This is a genomic window from Rhodovibrio sodomensis, assembly GCF_016583645.1.
GTDB classification, from domain to species: Bacteria; Pseudomonadota; Alphaproteobacteria; order Kiloniellales; family Rhodovibrionaceae; genus Rhodovibrio; species Rhodovibrio sodomensis.
In genome coordinates this window covers 1-11,979 of the sequence record NZ_NRRL01000033.1, presented here as the reverse complement: position 1 = coordinate 11,979, position 11,979 = coordinate 1, and the positions used below count along the sequence as shown (strand labels likewise).

General features: G+C 69.2%; 10 protein-coding genes. 6 read left to right on the top strand and 4 right to left on the bottom strand.

Features of this window, described 5'->3' with window-relative positions; translation table 11 throughout:
- Nucleotides 1-76: 76 nt before the first annotated feature.
- The 6 genes from CKO28_RS13070 (at nt 77) to CKO28_RS13045 (ending at nt 6,749) form a co-directional block, all read left to right on the top strand.
- Nucleotides 77-925, top strand: coding sequence for an inositol monophosphatase family protein (locus CKO28_RS13070; RefSeq protein WP_200341230.1), 849 nt, complete (start codon nt 77-79; stop codon nt 923-925).
- 32 nt (nt 926-957) lie between these two features.
- A complete protein-coding gene (recO, locus tag CKO28_RS13065) occupies nt 958-1,725 on the top strand; it encodes a DNA repair protein RecO (protein ID WP_200341229.1) in 768 nt (255 codons plus the stop codon).
- 11 nt (nt 1,726-1,736) lie between these two features.
- The gene (locus CKO28_RS13060; protein ID WP_200341228.1) at nt 1,737-3,023 is read left to right on the top strand and encodes an NAD(P)/FAD-dependent oxidoreductase; all 1,287 of its coding nucleotides are present in this window, start codon (nt 1,737-1,739) and stop codon (nt 3,021-3,023) included.
- Nucleotides 3,024-3,246: 223 nt separating this feature from the next.
- Nucleotides 3,247-3,633 (top strand): DUF4345 family protein, encoded by a 387-nt coding sequence (locus CKO28_RS13055; protein WP_200341227.1) that lies wholly within the window; start codon nt 3,247-3,249, stop codon nt 3,631-3,633.
- 80 nt (nt 3,634-3,713) lie between these two features.
- The gene (parC, locus tag CKO28_RS13050) at nt 3,714-5,957 is read left to right on the top strand and encodes a DNA topoisomerase IV subunit A (protein WP_200341226.1); all 2,244 of its coding nucleotides are present in this window, start codon (nt 3,714-3,716) and stop codon (nt 5,955-5,957) included.
- 153 nt (nt 5,958-6,110) lie between these two features.
- Nucleotides 6,111-6,749 carry a biotin transporter BioY gene (locus CKO28_RS13045; protein WP_200341225.1) on the top strand — a complete coding sequence of 213 codons (639 nt, stop codon included), beginning with the start codon at nt 6,111-6,113 and terminating at the stop codon, nt 6,747-6,749.
- Between the two features lie 247 nt (nt 6,750-6,996).
- Here the strand turns inward: CKO28_RS13045 and CKO28_RS13040 are convergent, their stop codons facing one another.
- The 4 genes from CKO28_RS13040 to CKO28_RS13025 all read right to left on the bottom strand — a co-directional run bounded on the left by CKO28_RS13040 (nt 6,997) and on the right by CKO28_RS13025 (nt 11,733).
- Nucleotides 6,997-8,634, bottom strand: coding sequence for a TRAP transporter large permease (locus CKO28_RS13040; protein WP_200341224.1), 1,638 nt, complete (start codon nt 8,632-8,634; stop codon nt 6,997-6,999).
- A gap of 63 nt (nt 8,635-8,697) precedes the next feature.
- A complete protein-coding gene (locus CKO28_RS13035) occupies nt 8,698-9,264 on the bottom strand; it encodes a TRAP transporter small permease subunit (RefSeq protein ID WP_242480543.1) in 567 nt (188 codons plus the stop codon).
- A 324-nt stretch (nt 9,265-9,588) separates the two neighbouring features.
- Nucleotides 9,589-10,686 carry a TRAP transporter substrate-binding protein gene (locus CKO28_RS13030; protein ID WP_200341223.1) on the bottom strand — a complete coding sequence of 366 codons (1,098 nt, stop codon included), beginning with the start codon at nt 10,684-10,686 and terminating at the stop codon, nt 9,589-9,591.
- 240 nt (nt 10,687-10,926) lie between these two features.
- Nucleotides 10,927-11,733: an arginyltransferase gene (locus CKO28_RS13025; RefSeq protein WP_200341222.1), complete on the bottom strand. Its 807-nt coding sequence runs from the start codon at nt 11,731-11,733 to the stop codon at nt 10,927-10,929.
- Between the last annotated feature and the right edge of the window lie 246 nt (nt 11,734-11,979).

Sequence of the window (11,979 nt, the reverse complement as noted above, 5' to 3'; positions counted from 1 at the left end):
TCCGACAGATTGGGGCCGCGGGGTTTCCTCGCGGCCCCTTTCTTTTGCCGGTATCCTCGTCGATATTGCGGGCACCATGCCCCGTTTCGATCCCGACACCGTCACCCGCCTGATCCGCGAAACCGCCGAAGCGGAGATCCTGCCGCGCCTCCGCCACCTCGCCGACGCGGACGTGATGCGCAAGCAGGGCGGCGAGTTGGTCACCGTGGCCGACGAGGCCGCCGAGGCGCGGCTGTCGGAGTTGCTGCGCGACCATCTGCCGGGTTCGGTGGTGCTGGGCGAGGAGGCGGCCGCGCGCGATCCCGGCGTGTTCGACCGGCTGCAAGGCGGCGACCCGGTCTGGGTGATCGATCCGATCGACGGCACCAACAATTTTGCCCGGGGCAGCGAGACGTTCGCCGTCATGGTGGCCCTGGTCCAGGGCGGCGAGACCCTGGCCGCCTGGATCGACATGCCGGCCAAGGGCACGCTGGTCGCCGCGGCGGCCGGGGGCGGGACCACGCGCGACGGCAAGCGCGTGCGGCTCGACCAGCCCGAACTCACGGCCGCGGAGATGCCGGGCACGCTCAACGCCAGCACGTTCGCGACCAAGGAGATGGCCCGTCAGGTCGACCGGCGCCGCGGACGTGTCGGCGCGGTCAGGACGCTGGGCTGCGCGGGCGCGGAGTACGTCCGGCTGGTCGCCGGCGAGATCCGCTTCGCCCTGTTCACCAAGCTGATGCCCTGGGATCACGCGCCCGGTTCCCTGATCCTAGCGGAAGCCGGCGGCGTCCCGCGCCTCCTCGACGGCCGCCCGTATGCGCCGACGGTGCGCGAGGGCAGCGGCCTGCTGCACGCCCACAGCGACCACGGCTGGCACACGATCTACGACGCCCTGTTCGGGGACGCGCAGGCCGGACCCGCCCGCCGACCGCCGGAAAACTAGACACACGCGCGCTGCCGCGCCATCTGTCGGCCATGATCGAATGGCGCGACGAGGGCATCGTGCTGTCCGCCCGGCCGCACGGCGAGGACGCGGCGGTGGTGCAGCTGCTGACCCGCGCGCGCGGCCGGCACGCCGGGTTGGCGCGCGGCGCGCAGTCGAAGCGCCAGCGCGGCACCTTCCAGCCCGGCAACCGGGTCGACGCGGCCTGGCGCGCGCGGCTGCCGGACCATCTGGGCAACCTGACGTGCGAGCCCTTGACCAGTCCGGCCGCGCGCCTGTTCGACCATCCGGCCCGGCTGGACGCGCTGTCCGCGGCGATGGGGATCGCCGAGCACGCGCTACCGGAGCGCACCGCGCATCCGGCGGCGTTCGAGGGCACCGGCGCCCTCCTGGACGCGCTCGACGGCGACCACTGGGCGGAGTCGCTGGTGCACTGGGAACTGCTGCTGCTGCGCGAGGTCGGCTTCGGCCTGGACCTGACGCAGTGCGCCGGCGGCGGACCCAACGACCAGTTGGCCTACGTCTCCCCGCGCACCGGCCGCGCGGTCTCGCTCTCCAAGGGCGAGCCGTACCGCGACAAGCTGCTCAGCCTGCCGGGCTTCCTCGCCGGCTATGGCGGCGGCGGCGCGCATGAAGTCGCCCTCGGCCTGAAGCTGACCGGCTATTTCCTGCGCCGGCACGTGTTCCATCCCGAGGACCGCGACCTGCCGGCCGCCCGCCTGCGGGTGGCCGAGCGGTTCGAACGCGACGCGGGCGCGGATGCCGGCGCGACCCTGGACCCGGCCCCCGGGACCGGCTAGACACCGGGGCCATGGCCAGGGCCAAATCCAACGTACCCCAGACCCCAGAGCCGCACCGCCCGCACGTTGTGATCGTCGGCGCCGGCGCGGTCGGCGTCGCCGCCGGGCTGCAGCTGCAGCTGGCGGGCGCGCAGGTCACGCTGATCGACCGCGGCGCGCCGGGCGAGGGGGCGACCTACGCCAACGGCGCGGTGATCGGCGAGGAGCACGTCGTCCCGGTCGCCACGCCGGGCGTGCTCCGCCAGCTGCCGCGGATGCTGCTGGACGGCAAGAGCCCGCTCGCGCTGCGCTGGTCCTACCTGCCGCAGCTGGCCCCCTGGCTGTGGCATTTCGTCAAAAGCGCCCGCTGGTCGGAGGTCGAGCGGATCTCGGTCGCGCTGAGCGACCTGCTGGACGGCTGCATGGGCGCGTTCACGCCGCTGCTGGATGTCGCGGGTGCGCGCGACATGCTGCGCAAGACCGGCTGGCTCGGCCTGTACGAGACCAGGGCCGGCTTCGACGGCTACCAGCGCAGCCTGGCGCTGCAGCGCCGGCGCGGCGTGCGCGCGGACGTGATCCCGGCCGCCGAACTGCGCCAGCTGGAACCCGCGCTGGGCGACACCGACCGCTTCCACGCGGGTATCTACTATCCCGACGTCGGCTACGCCGCCGACGGCCTGGGCCTGGTCCAGGCGCTGGCGCGCGCCTTTCGCCAGCAGGGCGGCCGGATCCTCCGGGAAGAGGTGCGCGACTTCGAGATCGGCGCCAACGGGCCCAAAACCGTGGTGACCGACCGCGGCCGGCATCCCTGCGAACGGCTGGTGATCGCCGCTGGCGCCCACTCGCGCGCGCTGACCCGGCGCCTGGGCAGCGATCCGCCGCTGGATACCGAGCGCGGCTACTCCCTGACCCTGCCCACCCCGGGGGTCCGCCCGCGCATGCCGGTTTATTCGACCGAGCGCGGGCAGGTCTGCACCCCGATCGACGCCGGCCTGCGCCTCGCCGGCACGGTCGAGCTGGCCGGCCTGGACGCGCCGCCGGACTGGACGCGCGCCGACCTGCTGCTGGAAAACGCCCGGCGCTGGTTTCCGGACCTGGACGGCACCGGGGCCGCGCGCTGGATGGGCTTCCGCCCGTCGATGCCGGACAGCCTGCCGGTGATCTCGCAAAGCCCGCGCTTCGCCAACACGGTATTCGCGTTCGGCCACGGCCACTGCGGCCTGATGCTGTCCGCGCGCACCGGCGAACTGGTCCGCGACATCATCCTGGACCGCCCGACGTCGATCGACGTGGCACCGTTTAGGGTGGACCGGTTTTGAGCCAGCCGAGACCGCATCAGTCGTTTGCGGTTGTGGCACAGCGCTGCAGCGGGTCCCTCTCCCTTGAGGGGAAAGGACAGGTGAGGGTGGGATTCCCCGGCGCATGCCGAGGAGTCCCACCCTCACCCTCCCACGCGATCTAACGATCGCGCGGGTCCCTCCCTCTCCCCTCAAGGGAGGGGGGAGGTCACATCGCCCTCAATCAACCAAAGGACCGCCCACCATGCTTGCAGCCCGCATCATCTGTGCCCTGTCCGCGCTCGTCTGCCTGCTCGTCGGGGTCTGGAGCCTGCTCGATCCCGGCGGGGTCGCCGGCATGGTCGGCTACGTCTTCGCCGGGCCCGTTGGGCAGATCGAGTTCGTCACCATCTACGGCGGCTTCTACACCGGGCTTGGGTTTTTCCTGGCGCTGGCGGCGATCCGGTCGGACTGGCTGGTCGCCGGCTTGGCGATGTCGACCTTGAGCGCCGGCGGCGCGTTCGTCGCGCGGCTGGCGGGGATGCTCGCGGTCGGCGCGGCGCCGGGGCTGACGCTCAACCTGCTGATCTCGGAAGCGATCTGGGCGGGGGCGAGCGCGCTCGGCTGGTACCTCGCGGCCCGGCGCGGCTGAGGGCCCGTTCCCCGTTGTTGTGGCATTAACCGACCGTCTCTACTGTATTTCGTGTCCGTGATCCCGAGTCGGAGTTCCCGATGAGCGACCTGCTGGCCGACGAGCCGGGCGGCAACGTCCGCGACGTGCGTCTGAGCGAGGCGCTGAGCGAGCGCTATCTCGCCTACGCCCTGTCGACGATCGTCTCCCGCTCGCTGCCCGACGTGCGCGACGGCCTGAAGCCGGTGCACCGCCGGCTGCTGTACGCCATGCGCCAGCTGCGCCTGGAGCCCAGCAGCGGCTTCAAGAAGTCCGCGCGCGTGGTCGGCGACGTGATCGGCCAGTACCACCCGCACGGCGACCAGGCGATCTACGACGCGCTGGTGCGCCTGGCGCAGGACTTCGCGCTGCGCTACCCGCTGATCGACGGGCAGGGCAACTTCGGCAACATCGACGGCGATAATCCGGCGGCGATGCGCTACACCGAGGCGCGGCTGACCGAGGTCGCGATGGCGCTCTTGGAGGGGATCGACGAGGACGCCGTCGACTTCCGCCCGACCTACGACGGCGAGGGGCAGGAGCCGGTCGTCCTGCCGGCCAGTTTCCCCAACCTGCTGGCGAACGGCGCGCAGGGCATCGCGGTCGGCATGGCGACCTCGATCCCGCCGCACAACGCCGGTGAGGTGTGCGATGCGCTGCTGCATCTGATCGAGCATCCGAACGCCCGGATCGAGACGCTGGTCGAGCGGATGCCGGGGCCGGACTTCCCCACCGGCGGCATCCTGGTCGAGCCGCGCGGCACGCTCGTCGAGGCCTACACCCACGGCCGCGGATCGATGCGGGTGCGCGCGCGCTGGCACCGGGAGAGCCTGAAAGGCGGCACCTACCAGGTGGTGGTGACCGAGATGCCCTATCAGGTCCCCAAGGCCCGGCTGGTCGAGAAGATCGCCGACCTGCTGGCCAACCGGAAGCTGCCGGCGCTGCACGACGTCCGCGACGAGAGCACCGACGAGGTGCGGCTCGTCCTGGAGCCGAAGAGCCGCAACGTCGAGCCGGCCGCGCTGATGGAGAGCCTGTTCAAGCAGACCGAGCTGGAGACCCGGATCGGGCTCAACATGAACGTGCTGGACGCCGACACCACCCCGCGGGTGATGGACCTGCGGGAGGTGCTGCAGGCGTTCCTGGACCACCGGCACGAGGTGCTGGTCCGACGCACCCGCCACCGCCTGGGCGAGATCGCCAAGCGGTTGGAGGTGCTGGACGGCTATCTGATCGCGTATCTGAACCTGGACGAGGTGATTCGGATCATCCGCGAGGAGGATCACGTCCGCCAGACCCTGATCGACACCTTCAGCCTGACCGAGATCCAGGCCGACGCGATCCTCAACATGCGCTTGCGCGCGCTGCGCAAGCTGGAGGAGATGAAGATCCGGGAGGAGCACCAGAAGCTCACCGAGGAACAGGCGGACCTCCATGACCTGATGAACGACGAGAGCCGGCGCTGGCGGCGGATCGGCGACGACCTGAAGACGCTCCGCGAGCGCTTCGGCAAGGACACCGGCCTGGGCCGCCGCCGGACCGAGCTGGGCGAGGCGCCGGCGGAGATCGACGTGCCTGTCGAGGCGTTCGTCGAGCGCGAGCCGATCACCGTGATCTGCTCGCGCAAGGGATGGATCCGGGCGATGAAGGGGCACCTGACCGACACCGGCGAGGTCAAGTACAAGGACGGCGACGGCCCGCGTTTCGCGGTGCACGCCCAGACGACCGACAAGATCCTGATCTTCGCCACCAACGGGCGGTTCTACACGCTGAACCCCGACCGGCTGCCGGGCGGGCGCGGCTACGGCGAGCCGCTGCGGCTGATGATCGACCTGCCGAACGACGCCGACGTGGTGCAGATCCTGAGCCACAAACCCGGGCGCAAGCTGCTGGTCGCCAGCGACAGCGGCCACGGCTTCATCGTCGAGGAGGCGGAGACGGTCGCGCAGAAGAAGGGCGGCAAGCAGATCCTGACCGTGCCCAGCGGACACGAGGCCAAGCTGTGCCGGCCGGTGCCGGACGACGCCGACCACATCGCGGTGGTCGGCGACAACCGCAAGCTGCTGGTGTTCCCGCGCAACGAGCTGCCCGAGCTCTCCAAGGGCCGCGGCGTGTTCCTGCAGCGCTACAAGGACGGCGGGCTTGCGGACGCCAAGGCGTTCAAGCTGGACGACGGCCTCAGCTGGAAGATCAACGCCGAGCGCACCCGCACCGAGACCGACCTGCGCGCCTGGCTCGGCAAGCGCGCGACCGCCGGCCGGATGGTTCCCAACGGGTTCCCGCGCAAGACCGGCTTCGGCGCGTAGGGCGGCGTCGCGGGCGCGAATTCTCTCCGGCGAACCGCCTCTTTGCAGCGCCGAAGGCGCGCGTTTATAACAGCCGCCAGGCGCGTCACAGGCGCGCACCCGACGTCCCAACAGGCTTCAACCCCAACGCGACACAACAGGGGAACCGCACCCATGAGCACGAAGGCGATGCCCGCCACCCTGGCGGACGCGGTCTGGACCACACAAAGCGGCAGCCGGACCTGGCTGCGCAACGGCGCGCTGGCGCTGGTCGGCAGCCTGTTCGTGGCCGCCTGCGCGCAGATCCAGGTCCCGATGTGGCCGGTGCCGATGACCATGCAGACGTTCGCCGTGATGACCGTCGGCATGGCGTTCGGCTGGCGTCTGGGGGGCGCCACGCTCGCCCTCTACGTGGCCGAGGGGGCGGCCGGTCTGCCGGTGTTCGCCGGTCTGAGCGCCGGTCCCGGTGTCCTGATGGGCCCGACCGGCGGCTACATCCTGCCTGGCTTCATCCTCGGTGCTGCCTGTGCCGGTTGGCTGGCGCAGCGGGGTTGGGACCGTGGGCTTTGGACCAGCGCGCTCGCCAATGTGGCGGCAACGGCGCTCGTGTTCATCCCCGGCGTCGCCTGGCTCGCGACCTTCTATGCCGCGGCCAGCGGGCCCAGCATTTCCGGCACCGGCGCGGAGACCGCGCTGGGTGCCGCGATCGCCACCGGCGTGACGCCGTTCCTGCTGGGCGCGGTGCTGAAGATCTCGCTCGCCACCGCCGTCGTCCGCGCCGGCTGGGGCGCGATCAACCGCCTGCGCGGGTAAATCGCCCGGCTGTCATACGGCTGGTCACGACAAGCCGCCGGCTCTCGACGTGGAGCCGGCGGTTTTTTGTGCCGTAGGGTGGGTTCGCGCGGCAACCCACCGAGCGGTGGCTAGGCGCGGCACAACCGCTGCGATGAGTTGCCGCGTGCGCGGCGACCCCACCCTACGGACCCGGTCTGCACGGCACGCCAGCGGGGTCCCTCTCCTGCCGTGGGAGGAGAGGGCATGAGTTGGGGCTTTGCGCGGCCTACCCGAAGATCACGCCGGGCAGCCAGGTGGCGATGCCGGGGAACAGGGCGAGGATCGCCAGGCCGGTCAGCTGGATGGCGACGAAGGGCAGGGCGCCCAGGTAGATGTTGCGGGTCGGGATTTCCTTGGGCGCCACGCCGCGCAGGTAGAACAGCGCGAAGCCGAACGGCGGGGTCAGGAACGAGGTCTGCAGGTTCATCGCCATCATCACCCCGAGCCAGACGGGGGAGATGTCGGACTGCAGCAGCACCGGGGCGACCAGCGGCACGACGACGAAGGTGATCTCGATGAAGTCCAGGAAAAAGCCCAGGACGAACATCACCACCATGACGATCGCCACCCCGGTGTAGATGCCCCCCGGCATGTCGGTCAGGAACTCCTGGACCAGCTCCTCGCCGCCCAGGCCGCGGAACACCAGCGAGAACACCGTGGCGCCGATCAGGATCACGAACACCATCGAGGTGATCTGCAGCGTCGAGCGTGTCACCGGGGTCAGGATGCCGGAGCGCCAGATCCGCAGCAGGCACACCAGCAGGCCCCAGGCCAGCAGCAGCGACAGCAGCATCGCCGCGCCGATGCCGATCATGTCACCGGTCGGGATGACATCGCGGGTGATCCGCAGGTCGACATAACTCTGCAGCGCCAGCATGCCGGCAAGGCTGGCGAAGGCGATGTAGACTGGCGACCGGCCGTCGTTGTCGAGCAGCCGGGTCAGGGTCGCGGTGACCCGCCCCTCGGCCGATGGCAGCGTTTTCAGCTCGACCAGGCGCAACCCGGCCAGGAGCGTCGCGCCGATCGCGCCGACACTGGCGGCCTCGGTCGGTGTGGCGACGCCGGCCAGGATCGAGCCCAGCACCGCGACGATCAGCACGATCGGCGGGATCAGGGCGTGCAGCACCTTGCCAAGGATGGCACCGCCGGTGTCGTCGTCGTCGCGAGGGATCGGCGGCGAGCTCTCCGGCCGCAGGAACGCGATCACGGCCTGGTAGGCGATGTACAGGCCGACCAGCATCAGCCCCGGCAGGAGCGCGCCGGCGAACAGGTCGCCGACCGATACCGGGTCCGGCGACCAGTTGCCCATCTGCCGCTGCGCGGTGGTGTAGGCGTTGGAGATCTGGTCGCCCAGCAGCACCAGCACGATCGACGGCGGAATGATTTGGCCCAACGTTCCGGAGGCGCAAATCGCCCCGCATGCCAGCTTCTGGTCGTAGCCGCGGCGCAGCATGGTGGGCAGCGACAACAGGCCCATGGTGACCACGGTCGCGCCCACGATGCCGGTGCTGGCCGCCATCAGGGCGCCCACGATCGCGACCGAAAAGCCGAGGCCGCCGCGCAGCCGGCCGAACAGCTTGCCCATCGTATCCAAGAGTTCCTCGGCCACCTTCGAGCGTTCCAGCATGACGCCCATGAAGATGAACAGCGGTACCGCGATCAGGATCTCGTTGGTCATCGCGTTGCCGTAGATGCGCGAGGGCAACGCGCCGAAGAGCGACATGTCGAACACGCCGAAGCTCCAGCCGACCAGCGCCCAGATCATTGCCGTGCCGGCCAGCGTGAACGCCACCGGGAAGCCGAACAGCAGCAACCCGCACACGCTGACGAACATCAGGACGTCGAGGATCTCGGCGATCTGCATAGGGTGTCGGTATCCGGGTGGTTGGGCTTGGCTGTCGGGCGGGGCGACTTGCGGGCGGGGTTTCTACTGGGCGCTGGCGCGCGCGTCTTCGGTCGGGTCCGGCTCGCTTGGATAGACGTCGGCCGCGCGCGCCCGGCCTGTCAGGACCAGCAACGCCTTCAGGCCCTGGGCCAGGCCCTGCAGAATCATCAGCACGCAGAACACCAGCACCACCGTCTTGAGCAGGAACACCGCCGGGATGCCGCTGATCTCCCGCGAGCCCTCCAGCGACGCCCAGGAAGACACGACGTAGGGCCAGGAGTAGATCAGGATCAGCGCGCACACTGGGATCAGGAACAGGACGTGTCCGGCGACGTCGACCTTCGCCTTCCACCTGGGATCGGCGTCCCGGTAGAATATGTCGACCCGCACGTGGCCGTTGTGCAGCAGGGTATAGGCGCTGCCCAGCATGAACATCGCCCCGTGCAGGTAGACGATCGACTCTTGCAGGAACAGCCAGCCCACGCCGAACACGTAGCGCAGCACGACCACCAGGAACTGAACCAGCACCATGGCGAGCGCGAACCAGGCCACGCTGATCCCGATGCCGTTGTTCAGGCGGTCGATCGCCCGGATAAGCGTGCGCGCCATCGAGATGACCCCGGAGATTGGGAGGTAGGTGTTAGAGCAAGATGCCGAAAGATGAAGCCACCTTTCAGCTGAATCTTGCTCTCTCTTCAAGCAGTTAGAGCAAAATTCACGATCAAGGTCAGCTCGACCTTCATCGATTTTGCTCTAGAGGTGCGGCAGGGCAAAGCGCGCGTGGTTTGGCCGCTGGACGCATCCGCCGGCAAGCCGAACGGCCCCGTATCCGCTGGACGGGCCGGCGGGTCCGGGGCCGAGGGCAACGTGCGGGTCGCATGCGGCCTTGAGCCGGCCGGTGGGCGCCCGGTTATGCCGCGCTAGATCACCGCGTCACTGGTCGTACTGGAAGTTCAGGGCGCGGGCGTTCAGGAAGCCGCGGTTGGCGATGTTGGACCACCGGATCATTTTCCGCCTGAAGTCCATGTAGCTCTCGTAAATGCGCTTGGTCAGTTCACTTTCGTTCGCCGTACTGGCGACGACGTCGCCGGACGCTTCGCCAAAGGCCTTCAGGATCTCGTCGGAGAACTTATGGAGCTGGACACCGTGTTCGTTGATCAGGGTGTCGAGCGCATCCCCGTTGTTCGCGTCGAACTCGGCCAACGAATAGTTGGCTTCGGCGAGGCACGCAGCCTCGACCAACGCTTGGTCGCTGTCGGAGAGGCTGTCCCACACCGACCGGTTGATGCCGCAGGTGAGCGCCGGGCCCGGCTCCTGGTAGCCTGGGTAATAGTAGTGCTTGGCGATCTGGTGGAAACCGAACGCCAAATCGTTCCAGGGTCCGACCCATTCAGCCGCATCGATTGCGCCGGATTGGAGCGACGTAAAGATCTCGCCACCCGGGAGGGTGACCACGTTGACACCGAGCTGGCGCATGACTTCGCCGCCCAGACCCGGTGTCCGGAACTTCAGGCCCTTCAAATCTTCCAGAGATTCAACGGGTTGCCGGAACCAGCCCGCCATCTGGGCGCCGGTGTTGCAGCACAGGATCGGCTTGACGTTGTATTGCCCGGAAAGCTCGTCCCAAAGCGCCTGACCGCCGCCATGGTGAAGCCAGGCGTGCATCTCCTGAGGGGTAAAGCCGAAGGGAACGGTCGTGAAGAAGGCGAAACCGCTGGACTTGCCCTGCCAGTAATAATCCGGCGCATGGTACATGTCCGCCGTTCCGCCGGAGACGGCCTCGAAGCTTTCCAGGGCCGGGACCAGCTCGCCGGCGGCATAGACCTGGACGTCCAGCCGACCGTCGGAAGCTGCGGTGATCCGGTTGGCCAATCGCTGTGCGCCCGTGCCCAGGCCCGGGAAGTTCTTCGGCCAGGGCGTTACCATCCTCAGCGTCCGCTTGTCCTGCGCGATCGCGGGCGCGCTGAACGCGGCGGCGCCGGCGGCCACCGAGCCGGCGGCGGTCGTACGGATAAAGTCGCGACGTTTCATCGAGCGCTTAGCCTCCCTGAAGCGAATTGAACAGTCGGATCGCGGCGCGCGCCGCGTCCCTGCCGGCCGGGCCGTTGGATCGCCCCGGCGTCTTGTCATCTGGGCCCGGCTGGGCGCGGGCGGCGTCCAGCCGGGCACAACCGAGCCAGCGTTAGTCGACCGGAACCATACGGGCGATACTTCGGCCGGGCAAGCAAGGGTCCGGTCAAAAACCGCCAGAACCTGCGGGTTTCGGTATCGCTAGGCTGCGTCGCCGTCGGCCGCCGCGGTTTGCTGGCGCGCGATCGCCGCGTCGTCGAGGTCGCGCCAGCCGTGCGGGCCGAGGGCTTCCAGCGGCCGGAAGCGCGTCTTGTAGGCCATCTTGCGCGACTGCGCGATCCAGTAGCCGAGGTAGACGTAGCGCTGGCCGCGCATCAGCGTGTCAGCGATCGCCCAATGGATCATGTAGGTGCCCAGGCTGCGCGCCTGCTCGTCCGGTTCGAAGAACGAGTAGACGGCAGAACAGCCGTCGTCGAGCAGATCCAGAAGGCAGCCGCCGACCAGTTGGCCGTCGCGGTCGCGGAACTCGGCCATGCGGGTGGCGGCGCTGGTCTCCTCCACCATGGCGCGGAAGTCGCCGTAGCTCATCCGCGCCATGTCGCCGTCGCCGTGCCGGCGTTTCAGGTAGCGCTGGAACAGCAGGTACTGCTCGTAGGTCGACACCGGCGGACGCAGCGTGCCGGCGAGGTCGGCGTTGCGGCGCTCGATCCGGCGCAGCGACTTGGAGGGCCGGTAGCGCGCCGCGTCGACGCGCACCGGGACGCAGGCATCGCAGCCCCGGCAGGCCGGGCGGTAGGCGAACAGGTGCGAGCGCCGGAAGCCGGCGCGCGACAGGTCGGAATAGCTGTTGGGCCAGCCGCGCGGGCTCAACTCGGTGACCAGCTTGCGCTCCATCCGGCCCGGAATGTAGGGGCACGGCGTCTCGCGCAGCACGAAGAAGCTCTGCGGCCGGCGGCTCAGCGTGCCTGACGCGTCGGGTCGACCGGCAAAAGAGGAACCGTCGTTCATACACCTAACAGTGACCCTGCGTCGGGCCTGCGTCCAGACCCACGGGGCCCATGCGCAGGGCAATCGGGTGAAAAAGGGGGTGACATGTAGATGAGGCTCTGAATCGATGGAAGGCCTCCGATTCGGTTAATGGAGGCGAACGATGGATCGAGCGGGTGCTCTGGGCGAGGCGGTTGTTTTTCTTGATCATTTTGCGGATGTGACGGATCCGCGCCAGGCCGGGAAGGTGGCCTATCCGTTGGACGA